The following is a 21,893-nucleotide window of genomic DNA, read 5'->3' as shown; positions in this document are numbered from 1 at the left end:
GTGAGCTACCAAAATTATGTCAGTAGAAAAGAGGGAAAAGAATTAGGCGGAGATTACGTTGCCAAGGTTCGTGAGAAATTCCCATCAGCCGTTCTTGATGAAGAGCGACAAACCGCTGATCAATTGACGATAACAGTAAAAACGGAATCACTCCCTGAAGTGGTGGAATATCTGTATTACGGCTTAGGCGGTTGGTTACCTGTTTTATTCGGTAATGACGAACGTAGTTTAAACGGGGACTATGCTGTTTATTACGCATTATCAATGGAAGAGGGTGAAAAATGCTGGGTTGTTGTAAAAGCCCATGTTAGCCCAATTACTTTAGAGTTCCCGTCAGTGACACCGCGAGTACCCGCCGCAGTGTGGGGTGAACGTGAAATCCGTGATATGTATGGTCTTATCCCTGTTGGTTTACCTGATGAACGTCGTTTAGTGCTTCCAGATGACTGGCCTGAAGAGATGTATCCACTGCGTAAAGATGCGATGGATTATCGTCAACGTCCAGCACCTTCAACTGAAGTTGAAACTTATCCCTTCTTGAACGAAGGTAAGCAAGATGCACGCGTTGTGCCAATTGGCCCTATGCACATTACTTCGGATGAACCGGGACACTTCCGCTTATTTGTAGACGGTGAAAACATTGTCGATGCCGATTACCGCATGTTCTATGTTCACCGTGGTATGGAAAAACTGGCAGAAACCCGTATGGGTTATAACGAAGTGACATTCTTATCAGACCGCGTATGTGGTATCTGTGGTTTTACTCACAGTGTGGCGTATGTGACTTCTGTTGAAAATGCGTTAGGCATTGAAGTACCACGTCGTGCGCACACTATTCGTTCTATTCTATTAGAAGTTGAGCGTCTTCATAGCCATTTATTAAACATTGGTTTAGCCAGTCACTTTACAGGCTTTGATACTGGCTTTATGCAATTTTTCCGTATTCGTGAAAAATCAATGCAGATTGCAGAAATGCTCACTGGTGCGCGTAAAACGTATGGCTTGAACTTAATTGGGGGTATTCGTCGCGATATTTTAAAAGATCAGCGTCTGAAGACTATCCAACTTGTTAGAGAAATGCGTAAAGAAGTCACTGAATTAGTGGATATTCTGCTATCAGCGCCGAATATGGAACAACGTACTGTCGGTGTTGGCATCTTAGATAAGAAAGTGGCTCGTGATTTTAGCCCAGTAGGTCCAATGATAAGAGCAAGTGGATTTAAACGTGACGTGCGTTTTGACCACCCATTTGCAGATTATGGCAATCTTCCACTGACTCTCTTTAGTTATGAAGGTGGCGACGTATTCTCCCGTGTGATGGTACGTATTAAAGAAGTCTTGGATTCAATGGCAATGATTGAATACGCCTTAGATAATTTGCCAGAAGGGCCATTATTAACCGAAGGCTTTACTTATCAGCCATATAAATTTGCACTGGGCTTTACTGAAGCCCCACGCGGTGAAGATGTTCACTGGAGTATGTTGGGTGATAACCAAAAATTATTCCGCTGGCGTTGCCGTGCTGCAACTTATGCTAACTGGCCTGTATTACGCTATATGTTGCAAGGAAATACAGTCTCTGATGCGCCGTTAATTATCGGTAGTCTTGACCCTTGTTATTCCTGTACTGACAGGGTAACGCTTGTCGATGTGAAAAAACGTAAATCTAAAACAGTTTCTTACAAAGAAATTGAACGTTACAGCATCGAACGTAAAAATTCGCCGCTCAAGTGAGGGAATGAACGATGTTAAAATTGTTTAAAACCATAATCAAAACAGGCGAAGCAACGACCAAATATCCGTTTAAACCTCTGGATTTACCTGATGGTTTTAGAGGAAAACCGGAATATGATGCACAGCAATGCATTGTCTGCGGTGCTTGCACCGCAGCATGTCCTGCTAATGCGTTAACGATGGAAACGAATTTGGAAACAGGCGAGCGTCATTGGCAATTATTCATTGGCCGCTGTATTTATTGCGGTCGTTGTGAAGAAGTTTGCCCAACAAGAGCGATTGTTTTATCCGATATGTTTGAAACGGCAGTGACTAAAAAGTCAGATCTTTATATTAAAGGCACTTTTAAATTATTGAATTGCCGTGAATGCCATCAACCATTTACGCCTAGAAAATCAGTTGAATATGCGATGGAACTATTAGTGCAATCAGGCTGGGATGAGCAAACTGTAGAAGCGATGCGCCCACAATTTGAAACTTGCCCTGAATGTAAGCGTAAACATAACTTGTTATCTGATGGTCGTGAAAATATTAGTGTGGGCGAAATTGGGAGTACAATAAAATGAGTCTACCAGAAATTCCCATTAATCATCATGTTAGCCAGCCTATCACCCTTGATGATCAGGTTAAAAAGCTAAAGCAGACATTGTTGAAAGATATTCAGCGTTCAGCTTATGTTTATCGTGTTGACTGTGGTGGTTGTAATGGTTGTGAGATTGAAATTTTCTCCGCAATTACACCGGTTTTTGATGCTGAACGTTTTGGTATCAAAGTGGTAGCCTCGCCTCGTCACGCTGATATTTTATTATTCACTGGCGCAGTAACGCGCCAGATGCGTGTTCCTGCATTACGTGCTTATGAATCAGCGCCTGATCCAAAAATCTGTATCTCTTATGGTGCTTGTGGCTGTGGTGGTGGGATTTTCCACGATCTCTATTGTGTATGGGGTGGTAGTGAATCTATCGTGCCTATTGATGTGTGGATCCCTGGTTGTCCTCCAACACCTGCGGCGACGATTTATGGATTTGCTGTTGCACTGGGTTTGTTAGACCAAAAATTAAAAGGCGAATCGCACATTGAAGTAGAGAATGAAAAAGCATCTCTCATTCTGCCTTCTATTCCTTTAGATGCTCGCGTGATGATTGAGCGTGAAGCGCGTCGTCTTGCTGGCTATTATCAGGGAAGACAAATCAGTGATCATTTCCTCACCTTATTAGAAGGCGCCACTATTCAAGAAGTAACTGGACGCGTTGATGAATGGCTACGACAAGCGAACGATCCTCGTTTATCGGAGATTGTAAAACGCTTAGTGCATTCCTTGAATCAAGGAGGCGTATATGCCTGATGACGCTAAAGTTTATTTTTGGTCATTAAGACAAAAGTTTGTTGATAGCGATGACGATATTCCTGCGGAAGCGCAACAGGTCATGTATTACTCACTCGCGATTGGTCACCATGTGGGTATGATTGATTGCTTAAAAACAGAGCTAGTCTGCCCTTTAGAAAAATATAAAGCATGGATTGACTTATTACCTGAAGGTGAAGCCAAACGCAAAATGCAAGGATTGCTAACATTTGGCGAAATCAATATTAACTCTGAGCATACTCACTTATTAGCGTTAGCATTTGATCCTATTATCAAAAATGAAGATCCCATTTTTAGTGAGTGGAGTCAAACGCTGATTAAATTACTGGGTGAGATCCACGCAGAACCTGCTATTTATTTGATTGTGAAGAGAAAACCATGAGTAAAGCAATGACAGCACCTAAAGTGGTATTAACGGTCGGCAACAGTATGATGGGCGACGATGGTGCAGGCCCTCTGCTTGCTGAGTTAATGGAAGCAAACCCTATTGATGGATGGATTGTTATCAACGGAGGAAGTGCGCCTGAAAATGTCTCTTATCAAGTAAGAGAGTTACAACCTCAATGTGTTGTTATTGTTGATGCTGCAGATATTGGTTTAAACCCTGGTGAAATTAGGGTGATAGATCCTAACTACATAGCGGAAATGTTTATTATGAGCACTCATAATATGCCGCTGAATTTTCTTATCGATCAATTAAAAGATGATATTCCAGATATTACTTTCTTAGGGATCCAACCCGATCTCGTTGGTTTTTATTATCCAATGACCGAAGCGGTAAAAAATGCCGTTGATGAAGTGTATCAAGGGATCAAGTCTTGGAGAGTTGATTACTTTCCAGCGCTTGAAGTCTGCGATGAAGAAGAAGATATTGAAGAATAAAAGTACAACAAGTATCCACCGATTTTTGATATAAATAAAAAAGAAAAACATCCGCTTTGCGGATGTTTTTCTTTAATGAGTGATATAAGTATCATTATTTATAAAAAAAGTGTTTTTTGTAACTTATATTACGCATTGTTATTACTGTGCTCTTTTAGTAATGAAAATAAGACATGAGGAGAAAAAGGGATCAGTCCAATCTTTAATCCAAATGGTTTAAATGCTTTATTAATAATGTCAGCAGAATAATTACCTTTGTCATTTTCTATTTCTGATAGTGTCTTGCGTGAAATATTAATAAGCTTTGCATAGCGTTCTTGGTTTAAACTTAATATTTTTATTCTTAATATTTTTAATGCCTCTCCTTGGCTTATTTCTCCAAATAACAACTGAGACATGATCTGATTAATCACTTCTTTTCTGTCCACGGTTGCAACAGATTGACGTGTTTTAGATACTCTAGCTGGAGGTTTGCTTATTTGGATTTTATTTTTGACATTACTCATGATAGTAATCCCCAGCGTTCTAGCTTATTAGGTATAAAATCAAAACCAAATGAAGGCATTGTGAGGATTTGTATTGGCACACCTCTTACCTCTAATCTTTCTTTTAACGTAATGAGTTGTAAGGCGGTTTCTTTTAGCGCGTTAAGTAACTGTTCTTGTGGTATTAAATCAGATAAAGAATTTGCGATATTAATAAAATTATACTCTCCTCCCATTTCACTTTGTGAATGCCATTTTGTTGTTCTAGCAATACCTTCAGGATCAGCCTTCATAGGTGCAAAGTCATAGATAGGGGCAAGATAAATTGAGTTATTGTTTCTTATAAAAGAAGTATTTCGACCATGATTATCACTATTACCAAAAATGATATTCAATAAATCTCGCCTTACCCATTCAATAATAAAATCGTTTGTATCAAATTGAAAATCAAATTGGGTGACCATATTACTTTGATTAATTTTATCAATTAATTCTCTGATCACTGTTTCATGATATAGAGTTGTGCCAGGTGCTTTATTCAATATGGAATAGACAGATTCTATAGCTAAACGAATAACTTTATGATTTTCTCTTTTGATATCAAAACGAGGAAGCCATAAAGAAGGGTAATTATTTCCTTCTTCTAGACGCATACCCTCAATAGAAATAGTATTGAAACCCATTGCAGTAAGTTCATGATAAAAATGATATTCTGTTCTTAAAATATCACAATCTATACTTGAACGTTTTCCTCTCGGAAATTTAACTAAGTAATATTTATCATGGTTAGATATATCATCTTGATAAGTATCAATCCAAACTTCTTCATTATCACTGCATCTTAATAACAATTTCGGAGCTTCGCCTCCGGCACCTGTTGCACCACCAGCGGCTGCGCCTTTACGTTGTGCGTAATCTAGAAAATCGCTGGCTCTATTTTTGACATCATCAATAGTAAAAACAAGGTGTTCATTTAAGTTAGAAGGGGCTGGCAGTGATTCTTTTACACGTAAGTTACCAATAGGTGAAATAGTACCATGATAAAGTAATTCATAGTTTTGTTGTTCTACAGTCAAATTCGAAATATCAAGATATTGAACCCAATATCTCCGACTGGCTCCACTAGGTACAATATCATCTAAAAATTTAAGCCAACTTGGAGAGCCATTATCATCAAAATAAAGGGCAACAGGATGATTAATAGAAACAGAGTGGTTGTCGTCTTGATACAGGTAATCCACTGAATAATTTGTTTCATACTCTAATTCAGTGATTGGATAGGTAATATCATACTTGTTTGCATATAATGTGCGATCATGATCAGGAAAGTTAATAATAGCAATATCTCTCCATTCTTGATCAAGAAATGCTTGTAATGTTACTTTTTCCATATTGATTGCCTTATAAATACAATGAGTGATATTTCACTCATTAAAACATAAAAATGAATTTATTGTAACTTATATTACGCATTGTTAATTGAATGCCTGCTAATAACATTTATTCTCCACGCTAACCTTAATTTTCCCTTTAGTTATCTCTTTTAAAAAACAAACTACCTTAACCCTTTCTTCATAAGAGATAAAAAGAAGTTAATTATACTTATCTTCATTAAATATCATTTTTACCTTTAGTTAGTTAAAAATTAAGTTTTCATTAAGAATGAATTAAGAGTAATTAACTCTGTGAATGACTCTGTTTGCTTGTTTTCAATACTAACTATTTAAGGGGAAATTCTTTTCTTAGCTAAGAATATAAAAGGTGGGTTATGTCTTCTTCTATACCTCAACTGAGTATCGTCGTCGCCATTTATAATGGTGAGAAATTTTTATCTCCATTTTTCAATGGATTACAATCTATTAAATTAAAAAATTGGGAACTTATTTTAGTTAATGATGGCTCTAGAGATAATTCACTTAAAATATTACAAGAATGGGAAGAAAGATTTCCTCGAGTCACTATTATTGATCAGGAAAACCAAGGTGTATCTGTTGCTCGTAATATAGGATTTAATATTTCAAAAGGTCAATATATTGTTTTTCCTGATATTGATGATGTAATTCATCCTAATATGTATGACAGAATGCTTAATGTAGCTAAAGATGATAATTTGGATATTTTAACCTGTAATGGTAATTATGTTTATACAGATGGGCGTCCTTCACGACCTATATTTCCATCTAACCGCTTGCAGACAACGGGAGTTTTAACGGGGCCACAATGGCTAGAAATTGCATTAAACTCTAAAAAATTCTTACATGTGACTTGGTTAAATATTTATCGTCGTGAATTTTTACTTGATCATGGTTATTATTTTGAACCGGGTTTACATCATCAAGATATTCCGTGGACAACTGAAGTGTTATTAACAGCGCGGCGGGTTAAATATATCGATGAACGCTATTACGATTATTTGATTCATTCCGGATCGGTTTCTCATGCAACACCTAATGACAGTATTCATGTTAGAACAATTCATAATTACATGAAAATATTAGAAATGCTTGATGCTATTAATCAAAAACATAAGGAAGTGACTCAAAATATCAATGCGTGTTATTGGCAAATTGCAAAAGAGGGTTTGGGAATTATTCACTCAATTGTTGCTATTCAATCTATTGAAATTAAAAAACAAATCGTTAAAGAATTTTTTGATAGAGGGATATGGACATTGATCTGGAAAAATGCAAAAGATCTAAGATTACGTTGGCGTTTAGGTCGACGCTATTTTAAATTAAAAAGAATATTAAATTCATGATCACAAGAGGGCACAATAATGTGCCTTTTTATTTTCAATGTATATTAAATAAAAGGAAATAATCTAATTTCGTTAAAAATTCATTTTATTTCGTTTTGCGCTCACTAATAAATTCAATGATAAATATATAACTTATTTATTAGAAAAATACTGTGCACTTGCTAGAATTTTGCCATAATGAGTATTACTCCTTAATAAAAGTTTATGTAAAATCAATAAACTGGCGAATATTATTCGAGTAGTTGAATAAAAAAACTTATTATGATGCCACGGGTTTAGCCTTTATCTGCATCAAGTTGCAGAGCATCACAATTACCATTGTTATTTATCTTGCTTCAGCCTCTTCATCTTATTTAGATAGAGACTGATGATAAGTCGTATCTAAAAAATCGGAGAATGTTTTATGTCTATTCGGTTTGGTTGGCGTCAATCATTAGTAACCTTAACTTGCTTAGCCGCGTTAAGCGTCCCTTTTGCAACATCTGCTCAAACGCTGAAATTAGCTATTGGTGAAGAGCCAACAGAAGGCTTCGACCCAATGCTGGGCTGGAGTCATGGCAGTTATTTACTTCTCCATAGTCCATTGTTAAAGCAAAATGCGGATCTCTCTTGGTATAGCAATATGTTAAGTGACTATCAACCAAGTGAAGATGGTAAAACATGGAAATTAACGTTAAAGCCAGATTTAAAATTCTCTGATGGCTTACCGCTTACAGCAAAAGATATCGTATTTACTTATAACAATGCGGCTGCCAGTGGCGGTAAAGTTGATATGGGTAACTTCCTCTCTGCAAAAGCAGATGATGATTTGCATGTCACTATCACGCTAAAAGCACCACAAAGTACTTTCGTAAACGTGCTCGGCTCTTTAGGTATTGTTTCTGCCGATAAGTATGATGAAAAAACCTACGCACAAAAGCCAATTGGTGCAGGTCCTTATCGCATGGTCAGTTTCCAACCGGGGCAGCAATTAATTGTTGAAGCAAACCCTTACTATGCGGGACAGAAAAATGATTTTGAAAAATTGATTTTCGTTTTCCTTGATGAAGATGCTGCTTTTGCTGCTGCGCAAAGTGGACAATTAGGTATTGTGCGTATTCCACCCGCAACGGCTGCAATTGCTAAGAATTTACCAAATACTAAATTGTGGGAAAGACCGAGTGTTGAAAATCGCGGTATTGTTTTCCCAATGGTAAAATCAGGTGAGAAAAACGCCCAAGGCTATGACATTGGTAATGATATCACCGCTGATATCGCTATTCGTAAAGCCATTAACTACGCGTTAGATCGTAAGTTGCTTTCAGAGCAAGTCCTTGATGGTTATGCCGTTCCTGCATATACCGGCGTAAAAGGTTTACCTTGGGATCAAACTGATGCTGCTTTCAAAGATGGTGATGTTGTAAAAGCAAAACAAATTCTTGAAGATGCAGGCTGGAAGCTGAATAAAAACGGTATTCGTGAAAAAGACGGTTTAGAAGCAAAACTCACTTTATGGTATACCAGCGGTGATGCAACACGTCGTGATTTAGCTGAGTCAATTCGTGCGTTAGTGCAACCTCTTGGTATTCAAATGGATCTTAAATCAGGAAGTTGGGATACAGTAGAGCGCTATATGCACTCAAATCCAACTTTATTTGGTTGGGGTAGCCTTGATCCGATGGAGTTATATCATCACTACAGTGCTAATGCCGCGGGTGTTGGTTATTATAACCCAGGTTATTACAAAAACCCTGAAGTCGAAAAACATCTACAAGCCGCGCTTGATGCTCATACATGGCAAGAAGCCGTTCCTCATTGGAAAGCGGTAGAGTGGGATGGTAAAAATGGTGCTGGTGTAAAAGGTGATGCTGCTTGGGCTTGGCTGATGAATGTGCAACACACTTACTTAACTAATCCTTGTGTTGATCTGGGTACAGGAACACCTGAAATCCATGGTTCATGGTCATTATTAAATAGCGTAGATACTTGGAAGTGGACTTGTCAGTAATACGTCAAAGTGCAGGTTTTTTCCTGCGATTACTCTGCCTGCTGTTGGTGACAACAGCAGGTGTTTTTATTTTATTAAGTTTTTCACCAATCGATCCCATTAAGGCTTATATTGGTAGTGATCTACTGAATGTTCCTCCTGAACAATATCCTTTAATTGCAGCACGTTGGGGAATTGACCAACCTTTATGGATGCGATTTTGGCTTTGGTTTAGCCAAATCATTCAAGGGGATTTTGGCTATTCTATGTTGTATAACATGCCTGTTATTGATGTTATTCGTGAACGTGCAGGACCTTCGTTTATCTTGCTTTTTTCAGCGTGGGTATTTTCTGGTGTTATCGGTGTTGTGATGGGATTAGTCGCGGGTCGATACCTTAATCGCTGGCCAGATAGAATTATCTCTACTTTATCTTATTTATTAGCCGCGCTACCGACGTTCTGGGTAGGGTTACTGCTGTTATCTCTATTTTCTGTCACTTTACATTGGGCGCCAATTTGTTGTGCGTGGCCAATGGGAAGTAGTGCCGAGACCGCAACGTTAAGTCAGCGTTTTTCTCATCTTATCTTACCTATGATCGCGCTTGGTTTATTAGGAACAGGGAATATCGCACTGCATACTCGCGCGAAAGTTGCCGAAGTGATGGGCAGTGAATTTATCCATTTTGCTAAGGCTCAAGGTGATAAAGGTTGGGCTATGATGCTATTTCATGTTCTACGTCATGCCATTACACCTGCACTTTGCTTACAGTTTGCATCAATTGGTGAACTGCTCGGTGGCTCTCTCTTAGCAGAGAAAGTATTTGCTTATCCTGGATTAGGACAGGCAACCGTTGATGCGGGGTTACGAGGTGATATTCCTCTGTTAATGGGCATTGTGGTTTTCAGCACTATTTTGATTTTCTTCGGTAATAGCATTTCTAACAGCCTATTACGACGTATTAATAAAGGAATTTTGCGAGACTCATGATTTACGATCCGAACAAGCCATTGTTGCGACTTTTGTTAGTCACCTTCGCGTTAATTGGGTTAGTGGCGTATGGCTTTTCTGTTTCTCATACTGATATCGCAATGGATTTTCTGGCTAGGAATCAAGCCCCATCAGATCAATATTGGTTTGGGACGGATAACTTAGGTCGTTCATTATGGCTACGTTGTTTTCAAGGCATGTTAAGTAGCTTAAATATTGGTGTAACAAGTGCAGTTGTGAGTGGCACTATTGCGTTGATTTTTGCGGGAATTTCTTCCATTAATCGCTATTGCGATTTTTTTGTAAGAGGTGTTGTTGATGCACTTTTGGCATTACCTCACTTATTACTGCTTATTCTTATTTGTTTTACCTTAGGTGGTGGGCAACAAGGGGTGATTTGGGCGGTGGCATTAACTCACTGGCCTAAGCTTGCGTTAATTTTACGAGGTGAAATTCAGCGTATCCGTGAAGCGGATTATGTGATGTTATCGCGTCGTATTGGCAATTCACCTTTTGAGTGCGTAAAAAAACACTATATTCCAATGCTATTACCTCAGTGGATCGTGGGAACCTTGTTAATGTTCCCTCATGCAGTATTGCATAGCGCAGCGTTAAGTTTCCTCGGTTTTGGTCAAGCTGCGCATGAACCTTCACTCGGCTTATTACTGGCAGATGCACTACGCTATTTAAGTACGGGCTCTTGGTGGATGGTGGTGTTTCCGGGGTTAATTTTGATGTGCTTAGTATTGATTTTCGATCAATTTGCTAAAGCAATGCAACAATTATGGCTAAGAGGGGCAGGATGTTAAGTTTTGAACAGCTTTCCATTGATATTGCACAGTTTCGTTGGTTAGGAAAACGAAATTGGCAGCCGTTGCTAAAATCAATCTCATTGGATATTAAACCCGGAAAGATGCTGGCATTAGTGGGAGGCAGTGGTGAAGGTAAGAGTCTGTTATTACAAAGTGCGCTAGGGCTTTTGCCTGCCAATATGCGAGTTCGTGGTGCGATTAAACTGAATGGGCATACATTAAGTGAACGAGAGCTTATTGCTTATCGTGGGAATACTTTTTGTTATATTCCTCAAGGTGTCAGCGCGCTCAATCCGTTGATCTGTATCGGTGATCAATTAAGTCGCTCTGCTCGTTTAAGTGGTGCGGATGTTACGTCTGATGATATCGTGCAACAACTCGGTCTTTATCATCTTTCAGGTTCATTGGTAAAAACATATCCAGCAAAACTGTCTGGTGGAATGGCGAAACGCGTATTAGCCTGTAATGCAACGCTTTCTAATGCACAATATATTCTGGCTGATGAAATTACCTCGTGGCTAGATGATGAACATGCGTGTTTATTATTAGGGCATTTAAGAGCGTTATGCAATCAAGGCAAATCAGTGCTTTGGGTTACACATGATTTAGCTTTAGCGGCACGGTTTGCGGATACGATAGCGGTGCTTAATCAAGGTGAGGTTAACGAAATAATTCCCGCTAATGTGCTAAATCGCCATGAAGGTAGTGAGTGGTTAAAAACACTCTGGAGTGCATTACCTGAACAACAATTTATAAATACAAAAGAAACATCACTTAATCCATTATAATATTGTGTTCTTAAGTCTTATTTTTATACATTTCATCTGTTATTTCTGGAGTTATCTTTATGCCACTTTTAGAGTTAAAACAATTATCTGTGGAACAAGCAGGTAAGGTGTTATGGCAAGATCTCTCCTTTTCGTTAAATGCGGGAGAGCGACTCGGTATTTCAGCACCAAGTGGTACAGGGAAAACAACCTTAGGTCGCGTTTTAGCACAATGGCAAGCACCAACCCAAGGTTCAATTCTCATTAATGGAAAACCATTATCTGAAAAAGGTTATTGCCCAATTCAATTAGTTCCTCAACATCCTGATAAGTGTTTTAACCCTTTTCGAACAACAGGCGAAAGTGTTCGCGATGCTTGGTCGCCAGATAAATATTGGCTGGAAAAATTACGAATAAAGCCAGAGTGGTTAACACGTAGACCTAATGAATTATCGGGTGGAGAGCTGGCGCGTATTGCCCTATTAAGGGCGCTTGATCCTCGTACTCAAATATTGATTGCAGATGAGGTAACGGCACAATTAGATGCTCAAATTCAAGCTGAAATTTGGAAAGTGTTAATTGATGAAAGCCAAAAACGCCCCTTAAGCTTGATTATTTTTAGCCACAATAAAGCGCTTCTTGAGAAGGTTTCGACGAAGGTGTGGTGGGTTGATACGGAAAAAAGTGTTTCTACTATTAAAAATAACGGGCTATCTTAATCCGTTAGTGAAAAAAATGGCTTCCTATATTTTTATAGGAAGCCGAATATTACTGCTAAACGTAACAATATGGAATTAGAAACGATAGGTGTAGTTAATACCAAATTGCATATCGTGATTGCGATACGTGGTCATTTCCCAATTTGCTTTAGTACCAATAGATGAGTGTTTATCCACTTGATACGTTAATCCAATATGCGCAAATGGACGTTGTTTTAACTGCTTTTTATTTTCTGAATAATCAATATTCTGTTGACCTAAATAATCAATATGGCTACGAAAATCACTTTGATGATGTGATAGGTTCCATAATAAACCCGCTTTGGTGTTTAGTATGAAAGAGGAACCTAATAAATGATCCATACCTAATCCCATTTTGGCTAACAATGAATGCGTTTTAAGGGCATCATAGTGCGCTGCAAATTGGGCATTTTGAGTTTCACTGTAAGCTGAACGCGAGACTTGATTAAAAGTAAGCCCAGCAAAGGGTGTAAGTATAAATTCATTTGATATGGTGTATGGGTAAGAACCTTGTAAATCAATATGATAACCAGAAATTTTAGCATTACCTTTACCCGCTTCAGTATCTTCTAATATTTGTCTTTCGATAGAAACTTTTCGATTTAAATAAGCCCCTTTTAATGACAGATGTAATGCATTGCTATTTAATTCTGCATTGAGTGATGGCATTAAATCTAGGCTAAAACCAATTAAAGGTAATGCATAACCTTGATATTGATATCCTTTTGGCAATGAGGAATAAACATCAGTATCAATGGCAAGTCCGACAACGAATGGAATCGCGTTGATATTAAAACGATAAGCACCACTTAATCCCGTTTGTGTTGCATTGGCTTTATCTACGTTTTGGTAGTGTGCAAAGCCACTAATACAGGCTTTTTCAGTACCCACAGAACAAGTTGCTGAAGCTAAATGGCGCAGTTGTCCTTGTTGCATATCTATAAATTTATAGTCGTTTTCAGCCATTAATAGCATTGATTTATAAGTGTTTTCAATATCGATAGGTTTGCTGGCAATAATTGATGGCTTAATTTTTTCTTGCTCTTTGGCTAAACGGTCTTGTTCAGCTTTGGCTTTATCGGCTTGCTCTTTGGCTAAGCGGTCTTGTTCAGCTTTGGCTTTATCGGCTTGCTCTTTGGCTAAACGATCTTGTTCAGCTTTGGCTTTATCGGCTTGCTCTTTGGCTAAACGGTCTTGTTCAGCTTTGGCTTTATCGGCTTGCTCTTTGGCTAAACGGTCTTGTTCAGCTTTGGCTTTATCGGCTTGCTCTTTGGCTAAGCGGTCTTGTTCAGCTTTGGCTTTATCGGCTTGCTCTTTGGCTAAACGGTCTTGTTCAGCTTTGGCTTTATCGGCTTGCTCTTTGGCTAAGCGGTCTTGTTCAGCTTTGGCTTTATCGACTTGCTCTTTGGCTAAACGGTCTTGTTCAGCTTTGGCTTTATCGGCTTGCTCTTTGGCTAAGCGGTCTTGTTCAGCTTTGGCTTTATCGGCTTGCTCTTTGGCTAAGCGGTCTTGTTCAGCTTTGGCTTTATCGGCTTGCTCTTTGGCTAAGCGGTCTTGTTCAGCTTTAGCTTTATCGGCTTGCTCTTTGGCTAAACGGTCTTGTTCTGTTTCTTTTTTGGGTATTGTTTGCAATTCGGTTAATGCAGTTTTAGCTTGGTTATATTGAGACTCAATAAATTTTACATTTTGAGCTTCTTGAGAATTATCTAAAGAATTGAGTTGTTGTTCTATTTTATTAATTTCGTTTTTATTATTCTCTATAACATCACCATACCCTTCATAGATATGTATATTTTTTAAGAAATAATCATTTTCATTTTTATCCAAAAGAGGATTCATTGCTTCCCTCTTTTGTTCCATTTCGTTTTGTTGATTTTTAAGTTCAGCTTGTTTTTTTTCTAAAATTTCTTTTAAAGAAAATAATGAATTTTTTTCTTTTTCAAGGTCTAGTTTTAATTTTTCAGATAATTTTTTTGTTAAATTGATATCCTTCTTAGCAAGGGTTTTCGCATTCTCTATATTTGTTTTTTCATTACTTTTATTTTGCTCTGAATTATTTGAATTTTGTAATTTCCATGTCACTAATTTCCAATTATTTTCTCTGTCATTTGCTACACCAAACACAACATTTCCATCGCCTGAAATTGAATATGCTTCTGATTCATTTCCCATATTTGTATTTTTTAATGCAACAATTTTATTTTTATCTTTTTTATAAACAAATGCATTTCTTAAATAATGAGAATTTGAAAGTTCGCTTTCTCCATTTCTTTTTTCGTTATATTCAGACCAACCTACAATAATATTTCCATCGTCAGAAATATCTGTGGCTTCTGAATTCGCCTTAAAGTTGAATTTACTATGTGTATCATATAATGGATTGATATTAGTAAAGTTTCTATCTGAAGGTGCATAGAAAAAAGATTGGCGATAAAGTATTTTTTTATTATTATCCCATGATTCATACCATCCTATAAAAATATTATTTTTAGAGACAGCATTGATTTTTGATGATCCAAAATTTGAACTGGTTAGTGTCATTAATTTATCGTTATCAGTGTGATAAACAAAAGCAATATTTGTATTGGATTCATTTTTGCTATCTCTTAATAATGAACCATAAAGATAATTACCATCAAGTGTGCTGGTTTCAATCTTAGGTTTTCTATCAATAAATTTTTCAATAAAATTTAAGTTATTAAATGCATTAAACCTTGCTTGTTCTGGATGATTTTTTAGGTCTGTTTTATCTAAACGTTTAAGCGGGAATACTCCGTTTTTTTTATTATCATAGATGGTGTAAACCATTTTATTATAAGGAAGATAACCATCATGTGTTTCCATTAATGGAATGTAGCTCTCATCATGATCAGCATAAAGGCTAAATCGACCATCTTCTGTTGTTAAAAAATGATCATCAGTATAATAATTATTATCTTTATTACTTAAAAATTTAACCTCTTTTGTCACTGTGTTATAAATAAAAAGTTGTGATAATGCTTTATTTTTATCATGACCATTCCCTATTGCATAAAGACCGTCATGAGATAAAGATATAATTTTGATTTTATCAATATTTTCTATCTCTAAAGGTTCAAAATGAGCGCCATAATCAAAACTAATAGTATTCTTTTTATCAATTGAGTTAATAATTACAGTTGAATGTTTTGATGTGTAAATATTGTTTTTTTCTCGATAACCAAGAACACCATGATGATGTTGACTGTGTTTATAGTCCTTTAAATTTTGAATAGGATATTGATCAAAGAAAAAAGAAATAGGATCTGTTGCACTGAGTTCATTAGGTATATTTGCATGACTAGACGAAGAGAAAATAATTATTGAAGTAATTATTGATAACTTGAATATCTTTTTTCTTATAAGCATAAATTATTGTTCCATTTTATATTGGCAGGATTTTTTTGAAGACTAGTTTGATCTTCTTTTTCTGTCAATATAAATGGATTTTATTTTAAAATGCATTGCTAATTATATTTATTATAATTTTAAATAATTATTTTTGATTTTAATTGATTCTTATTATTAATATATTTCTGGGATTTTAATATTGAATATATGTCTTTTATTTAGTTCTTTACTTAATAAATCAATATGTTGTTTTTGTGCTGGTATCCATTTACTTGCTTCACCATATACACCATGTTGATGAAAAGCATTAATTCTGACTAATACTGATTCACCAAGCGAATTAATAAACTGGGAAAGCAATTCTATATTTTCTAAATAGTCTGTTTTTTCTGGGATATATAAAAGGCGTAATTCTGTAAGTAAATTATTATTAGCTAACCATTTGATTGATTCTTTAATACGCTGATTACTACGACCGGTTAAATTAATATGTACCTTTTCATTCCAGCTTTTTAAATCGATCATTGCGCCCTCCATATAAGGGGCTATTTTTTGCCAACCATTAATAGAAAGTGTGCCATTACTGTCGATTAAACAGGTGAGATGTTTAAGATCGGGGGCTTCTTTGACTGTTTTAAAATAATTAATTAAAAAAGGAAGTTGTAATGTCGATTCACCGCCACTGACAGTAATGCCATTAATAAAAGCAGCATATTTACGTGTGATCGCTATTAATTCATCGACTGTATAAGTTAATGTCATCGGGCTTGATTGACGGGGACATTGCTGAATACAGGTGTCGCATTGTTCACAACTGGCACTGTTCCAACTTATAACACCATTTTGTAATGAAAGTGCTTGTTGTGGGCAAGTCGGAATACAGTCGCCACAATTGTCACAGATCCCCATTGTGTAGGGATTGTGGCAATTTTTACAGCGCAGATTACACCCTTGTAGGAAGATGGCTAGGCGATTGCCAGGGCCATCGACACAAGAGAAGGGCAGTATCTTATTTATTGAAACGCATCTGCTGTTCATGGCTGATCACACGCGGTTTACGTTCAGTAATATGACAATTTGCAGTAGCTTCATCACCTAACCAAGTGGTATTTAGGCGAGAGCCTTCTTCTTTGTACTTTTTCAAATCAGATAAACGCACCATATAACCTGTAACACGCACTAAATCATTACCGCCGACGTTAGCTGTAAATTCACGTAATCCTGAAGAAAACGCACCTAAACACAGTTGCATTAATGCATCAGGGTTTTGTTTGATAGTTTCATCAACAGTTAAAATATCGCTGATCCCGGAGGTGTAAAACTGATGGTGAGGCGCAACGGTCATTAAATGGGTAACAGGATCAGGCTCTGTACCATAAGGAATACGCGTTGCAGGAGTGGTGCCAATATCGGAGCTAATACCAGATTGTGCATGTAGCATGGCACGCTGTTTCCAGCCATATTTCACAGGGGTATCCGCGACAAATTGTGCTAATTTTTCACTGATAATATAGCTGAGTTTATTTGCTGATTCGTTATCGCCATAAGCGACTTGTTTGCCTTCTTTTTCAAGTAAAAGCGCAACAGCTTCTGCCATGCCGTAAATACCAAACATTGGCGCAAAACGATCAGGTGAGATCAAACCTTCTTCTACTAAGAAACTCTGTTCAAAGAAATTGGATTTTTCATAGAGAAATTCGCAACGGGCATCAATGATCTCGATTTGTTTTTGCATATAAAATGGCAAGACATTTTCAAGAAAATCGTGGCTACTTTGGCTACGTTTTGCAACTTCTTTAAGGTTAATCCGTACTAAAGTGCTACCACCACCACTTTGAGGTAAAGAGTTATAACAACTCACAATACCGTATTCATCTTTACCAAATACGGCATCTTGTAAAATACCGTTGGCAATATGGGGTTTACTGCTATGGCAAATATTGGTGATAGCTTGATGCAATAGGTCAGAAGGCGTCGAATTCGCATCATAAATAAAGGTGAGATTAGGCGCGACTTGTTGAAGCTCGACATCTACTTTAAGAATTAAGCGTGTGATGATGGAGTCTTCAGGGCCGATATTCGCATGCATAAATGCATCAGGCAGTGTTCTATCAAGATAACGCCAGAAACGTTTTAATTTAGGGTAAAGCTGTTCTTCGGTCAGTTCACCCACATAAGGTAATAAGATTTTATCAATGCGTCCTAAATAAACAGGCATAGACGTGACAGAAGGAACATGATGATAAAGGATTGTCAGCATGTTTAGTGCATCATCAAAATCTTGCGCAGGTTCAAGTTCTAAATAGCGAGAGCCTTGTGCTAAAAACTTCGCATAATCTGGTAAGACATAACGAGGTTTATAAGGAGCATGACCTTCATACATATCGCAGATAACCCGTTCATCAAGTGCTTTAGCCGCATCATTAGGCAATGAAGGATAAGGCAACATATTTTCAGCTTCTAACGCGAGAAAATGACGTTTTTGTTCAGGAGAAAGGGTTGGATTTTCTACGATTTGTTGACAATGTTGGATAACAGATTGTTCAGTCATAACCACCTCAGCACTCAAAGAGCCAGAAAAAGATTTAAAACTTATCTTTTTAGATTAATGAATTGGCTAAGGTTTACTGTGATTTTAAACAAATCCCTTTTAAAGATTAAGGGAATAGCACGAAAATACGCATAAATTAGATATATCTAAATTTAGTTTGTATTGGCTAAAAAGTGAGTTCAGCTCATCACTCAACTCACTTTTTATTTTTTAATCGGATAAGAGTTTATGCTTTATTTGAGCTATTTTCGGTGTCGTTATCTCTCTCTTTGACATTATTTTCTTCTCCTTCTTCTTCACTTTCTTTTTCTTCAATATCATCTTTTTCAGTGCGAGGCGGTAAATTGGCCGTTAATAAATACGGCGATTGTTGCCAATGAACAGGTGTCAATTGGAGAAGGTTATGAGAAAGCAAAAAGCCAATGGCAAGTGCGACCAATAACATCACACGTAATAAATTCGTGGTGTTATCCACTTGGCTAGATTCAGTGACAAGCTGATGAGTATCCAGTGTGAGCCTTAAAAATCCTTTGGGTTTATCTTTACCCGGCACAGGCACAACAAGCTGGTGATTAAACGAGCCCCCACTTTTTTGCCCTTCTAGTGCTAATCGCTCTTTAACCGTGACATTTTCACCACTATGCGCTATTTGTGTGCCATCTTCTAAATAAAGGCTGGCATCAAGTACCCGACTATCATGAGTTAGATGATTTAAATTAGCCATAATGAGGGGATTTACGTTATCTTTGCTACTGTCATCTATATAAGTGGATAAAGAGAACGCAACTTGTTCTGCCAGCGTTTTTGCAAGCTCTTCAAACTGAGTAATACGGGCATGCTGATTAGCACGGCTAAAATAAGACGCGCCTTGCATAAGAAATGCCAATAGTGCGATACAAATCAGTATAATCGCCGTTTTTTGGAGTTTGAATTTTAGTTTGTCTTTAAGCATGTTCATCCTTTTGCGTAAGCAAGTATGTGCATGTTGCCAGATGAGCCAGAGATAGAATAGGCTGAATAACGATTATTTTGTTCAGGCAGGGGAAAAACAGGAGAATAAGTATGTCAAATAGTCTGACCTATTGCTATTTACCGGATGAGATCCGTAAATGGCCAGGTCTGCCGTTATCACTTAGTGGTGAAGAAGTGATGCCACTGGATTATCGTGCGGGTGATAGCGGATGGTTACTTTATGGACGTGAACTTGATAAGAAAAGAATAAGTGAGTTCCAACATAAATTAGGCGTGGCAATCGTGGTGGTTTCTTCATGGCGCATTGACGATTACCAAGTGGTACGTATCGCAGGTAGTCTAACTCGTCGAATTCGCCGTTTATCTGATGAATGTGGCCTAGATGTCGTTCCTCTAGGTGAAATTCCTCGCTTACGTTCTCCGGGACTTTTAGTGATGGATATGGATTCAACGGCGATTCAAATTGAATGTATTGACGAAATAGCCAAACTTGCTGGCGTGGGCGATAAAGTTGCAGAGATAACAGAACGTGCCATGCAAGGGGAAATGGATTTTAGTGAAAGCTTAAAGTTGCGTGTTGCTGAACTGAAAGGCGCGGATGCATCTATTTTGCAAAAAGTGATGGATGATTTGCCTCTTATGCCAGGATTAACCAGCTTAGTGCGTAAACTTCAGGCGATGGATTGGCATATTGCTATTGCGTCAGGTGGCTTTACTTATTTTGCGGATAATTTAAAACAAAAATTACGCTTAGTGTCTGCTGTTGCTAATCATCTTGAAATTAAAGATGGCAAGTTGACAGGTAAAGTCAAAGGCACGATTGTTGATGCGAAGTACAAAGCACAAGTGTTAGCGCGTTTAGCGAAAGATTTAGAGATCCCAATGGAGCAAACCATTGCCATTGGTGATGGGGCAAACGATCTTAAAATGTTGAGAAAAGCAGGGCTTGGTATTGCTTATCATGCAAAACCTAAAGTGTATGCTCAAGCAAAAGTCGCTATTCGTCACGCCGACCTAATGGGTGTATTGTGCGTTTTAAGTGGTGGTCTAAAACACGAAGAGCGTTAAGCGCGTTTTTCTAAAATTGTTATTGTTGGGAGAGAAGTGTGGCAAAAGCAGCAAAAAGAGCCTTTGTATGTAATGAATGTGGTGCAGATTATCCTCGTTGGCAAGGGCAATGCTCTGCTTGTCATGCGTGGAATACAATTACAGAAGTGCGCCTTGCTGCCGCCCCTTCTTCCCGTAATGAGCGCTTTAGTGGATTTGCGGGTGATGCAAAAGGCGTTAGCCGAGTTCAAAAGCTCTCTGAAATTAGCCTTGAAGCCTTACCGCGTTTCTCAACGGGCTTTAAAGAGTTTGATCGCGTATTAGGTGGTGGTGTAGTCCCTGGAAGTGCCATTTTAATCGGGGGAAGCCCGGGCGCGGGTAAGAGTACCTTATTGCTACAAACCATGTGTCGTTTAGCAACGGAAATGAAAACGCTATATGTTACAGGTGAAGAGTCACTCCAACAGGTAGCTATGCGTGCACATCGATTAGGTTTACCGACAGCAGAGCTAAATATGTTGTCAGAAACTAGCATTGAGCAAATTTGTTTAATTGCCTCACAAGAACAACCTAAATTAATGGTGATTGACTCTATTCAAGTGATGCATATGGCAGATATTCAATCTTCACCGGGTAGTGTTGCTCAAGTGCGAGAAACCGCTGCTTATCTAACTCGTTTTGCTAAAACCAATGATGTTGCCATTATCATGGTGGGTCATGTGACAAAAGATGGCACATTGGCAGGGCCTAAAGTATTAGAACACTGTATTGACTGTTCTGTGATGCTAGATGGTGAAACGGATTCTCGTTTTCGTACCTTACGCAGTCATAAAAACCGTTTCGGCGCCGTTAATGAGTTAGGCGTTTTTGCGATGACAGAGCAAGGATTACGAGAAGTGAGCAATCCATCTGCTATCTTTTTAAGTCGAGGTGATGAAATCACATCAGGTAGCTCTGTCATGGTCGTGTGGGAAGGTACAAGACCTTTGCTGGTGGAGATACAAGCCTTAGTTGACCACTCTATGTTGTCCAATCCTCGCCGTGTTGCAGTGGGATTAGAGCAAAATAGATTAGCTATTTTGCTTGCTGTATTACATCGTCATGGTGGATTGCAGATGTCTGATCAAGATGTCTTTGTCAATGTGGTTGGTGGGGTAAAAGTCACAGAAACCAGTGCAGATTTAGCCTTGTTATTATCATTAGTATCCAGTTTTCGTAATCGTCCTTTACCTCGTGATTTAGTGATATTTGGCGAAGTCGGACTTGCAGGTGAAATTCGACCAGTCCCTAGCGGGCAAGAGCGTATTGCAGAAGCAGCAAAACATGGATTTAAACGAGCGATTGTACCTAGTGCGAATATGCCGAAAAAAAATCCCCCTGATATGAAAGTGTATGGTGTGAAAAAGCTGTCAGATGCGTTATCTGTCCTCGATGATTTAGAAGACTTCTAAAGGA

The 21,893-nt window shown here is 37.9% G+C and carries 19 protein-coding genes; 13 read left to right on the top strand and 6 right to left on the bottom strand.

The window, feature by feature from the left end; translation table 11 throughout:
• Genes F1325_RS16390 through hycI form a run of 5 tightly spaced genes read left to right on the top strand, consistent with a single transcriptional unit; the run spans position 1 to position 3,982 of the window.
• Positions 1–1,734, top strand: a complete 1,734-nt coding sequence (locus F1325_RS16390) for an NADH-quinone oxidoreductase subunit C (RefSeq protein WP_109374271.1) — start codon at positions 1–3, stop codon at positions 1,732–1,734.
• 11 nt (positions 1,735–1,745) lie between these two features.
• Complete coding sequence (gene hyfH, locus F1325_RS16385; protein ID WP_075673442.1) at positions 1,746–2,300, top strand: hydrogenase 4 subunit H; 555 nt, start codon at positions 1,746–1,748, stop codon at positions 2,298–2,300.
• Positions 2,297–3,079, top strand: coding sequence for an NADH-quinone oxidoreductase subunit B family protein (locus F1325_RS16380; RefSeq protein WP_109374272.1), 783 nt, complete (start codon positions 2,297–2,299; stop codon positions 3,077–3,079). The genes hyfH and F1325_RS16380 overlap by 4 nt, the downstream gene beginning before the upstream one ends.
• Positions 3,072–3,482 carry a formate hydrogenlyase maturation HycH family protein gene (locus tag F1325_RS16375; RefSeq protein WP_109374273.1) on the top strand — a complete coding sequence of 137 codons (411 nt, stop codon included), beginning with the start codon at positions 3,072–3,074 and terminating at the stop codon, positions 3,480–3,482. Before F1325_RS16380 ends, F1325_RS16375 begins: the two co-directional genes overlap by 8 nt.
• Entirely contained in the window at positions 3,479–3,982 is a 504-nt protein-coding gene (hycI, locus tag F1325_RS16370) for a hydrogenase maturation peptidase HycI (protein ID WP_109374274.1), read from the top strand. The genes F1325_RS16375 and hycI overlap by 4 nt, the downstream gene beginning before the upstream one ends.
• Positions 3,983–4,110: 128 nt before the next feature.
• On the opposite strand, the gene F1325_RS16365 is transcribed toward hycI, so the two are convergent.
• Together F1325_RS16365 and F1325_RS16360 are read right to left on the bottom strand one after the other, a co-directional pair.
• On the bottom strand, positions 4,111–4,488 hold the full coding sequence (locus F1325_RS16365) for a helix-turn-helix transcriptional regulator (RefSeq protein WP_109374275.1): 378 nt from the start codon (positions 4,486–4,488) through the stop codon (positions 4,111–4,113).
• Entirely contained in the window at positions 4,485–5,858 is a 1,374-nt protein-coding gene (locus F1325_RS16360; RefSeq protein WP_160230719.1) for a type II toxin-antitoxin system HipA family toxin, read from the bottom strand. Before F1325_RS16360 ends, F1325_RS16365 begins: the two co-directional genes overlap by 4 nt.
• A 377-nt stretch (positions 5,859–6,235) precedes the next feature.
• On the opposite strand from F1325_RS16360, the gene F1325_RS16355 reads away from it, so the two are divergent.
• The 6 genes from F1325_RS16355 (at position 6,236) to F1325_RS16330 (ending at position 12,478) form a co-directional block, all read left to right on the top strand.
• Positions 6,236–7,225, top strand: a complete 990-nt coding sequence (locus F1325_RS16355) for a glycosyltransferase (RefSeq protein ID WP_109374277.1) — start codon at positions 6,236–6,238, stop codon at positions 7,223–7,225.
• Positions 7,226–7,628: 403 nt separating this feature from the next.
• Positions 7,629–9,212: an ABC transporter substrate-binding protein gene (locus tag F1325_RS16350; RefSeq protein ID WP_109374278.1), complete on the top strand. Its 1,584-nt coding sequence runs from the start codon at positions 7,629–7,631 to the stop codon at positions 9,210–9,212.
• Positions 9,197–10,180, top strand: coding sequence for an ABC transporter permease (locus tag F1325_RS16345; protein ID WP_162558391.1), 984 nt, complete (start codon positions 9,197–9,199; stop codon positions 10,178–10,180). The genes F1325_RS16350 and F1325_RS16345 overlap by 16 nt, the downstream gene beginning before the upstream one ends.
• Positions 10,177–10,989: an ABC transporter permease gene (locus F1325_RS16340; protein ID WP_109374279.1), complete on the top strand. Its 813-nt coding sequence runs from the start codon at positions 10,177–10,179 to the stop codon at positions 10,987–10,989. Before F1325_RS16345 ends, F1325_RS16340 begins: the two co-directional genes overlap by 4 nt.
• Positions 10,983–11,780 (top strand): ATP-binding cassette domain-containing protein, encoded by a 798-nt coding sequence (locus F1325_RS16335; RefSeq protein WP_109374280.1) that lies wholly within the window; start codon positions 10,983–10,985, stop codon positions 11,778–11,780. The genes F1325_RS16340 and F1325_RS16335 overlap by 7 nt, the downstream gene beginning before the upstream one ends.
• Before the next feature lie 59 nt (positions 11,781–11,839).
• Positions 11,840–12,478, top strand: a complete 639-nt coding sequence (locus F1325_RS16330; RefSeq protein ID WP_160230718.1) for an ATP-binding cassette domain-containing protein — start codon at positions 11,840–11,842, stop codon at positions 12,476–12,478.
• Positions 12,479–12,553: 75 nt separating this feature from the next.
• Here the strand turns inward: F1325_RS16330 and F1325_RS19440 are convergent, their stop codons facing one another.
• The 4 genes from F1325_RS19440 to F1325_RS16310 all read right to left on the bottom strand — a co-directional run bounded on the left by F1325_RS19440 (position 12,554) and on the right by F1325_RS16310 (position 19,371).
• Positions 12,554–15,886 carry an autotransporter domain-containing protein gene (locus F1325_RS19440; RefSeq protein WP_244313529.1) on the bottom strand — a complete coding sequence of 1,111 codons (3,333 nt, stop codon included), beginning with the start codon at positions 15,884–15,886 and terminating at the stop codon, positions 12,554–12,556.
• Positions 15,887–16,042: 156 nt separating this feature from the next.
• A complete protein-coding gene (locus tag F1325_RS16320; protein ID WP_109374388.1) occupies positions 16,043–16,906 on the bottom strand; it encodes a YjjW family glycine radical enzyme activase in 864 nt (287 codons plus the stop codon).
• Positions 16,878–18,419: a YjjI family glycine radical enzyme gene (locus tag F1325_RS16315; protein ID WP_109374387.1), complete on the bottom strand. Its 1,542-nt coding sequence runs from the start codon at positions 18,417–18,419 to the stop codon at positions 16,878–16,880. Before F1325_RS16315 ends, F1325_RS16320 begins: the two co-directional genes overlap by 29 nt.
• Positions 18,420–18,645: 226 nt before the next feature.
• A complete protein-coding gene (locus F1325_RS16310) occupies positions 18,646–19,371 on the bottom strand; it encodes a YtjB family periplasmic protein (RefSeq protein WP_109374386.1) in 726 nt (241 codons plus the stop codon).
• 110 nt (positions 19,372–19,481) lie between these two features.
• On the opposite strand from F1325_RS16310, the gene serB reads away from it, so the two are divergent.
• Positions 19,482–20,459 (top strand): phosphoserine phosphatase, encoded by a 978-nt coding sequence (gene serB / locus F1325_RS16305; protein WP_109374385.1) that lies wholly within the window; start codon positions 19,482–19,484, stop codon positions 20,457–20,459.
• A 38-nt stretch (positions 20,460–20,497) separates the two neighbouring features.
• The gene (gene radA, locus F1325_RS16300) at positions 20,498–21,889 is read left to right on the top strand and encodes a DNA repair protein RadA (protein WP_075672711.1); all 1,392 of its coding nucleotides are present in this window, start codon (positions 20,498–20,500) and stop codon (positions 21,887–21,889) included.
• Positions 21,890–21,893 lie beyond the last annotated feature (4 nt).

This window comes from Proteus columbae (assembly GCF_009914335.1).
Taxonomy (GTDB): Bacteria; Pseudomonadota; Gammaproteobacteria; order Enterobacterales; family Enterobacteriaceae; genus Proteus.
Note: the sequence above shows the minus strand (reverse complement) of the source record. Positions and strands in the feature narration are given on the sequence as shown.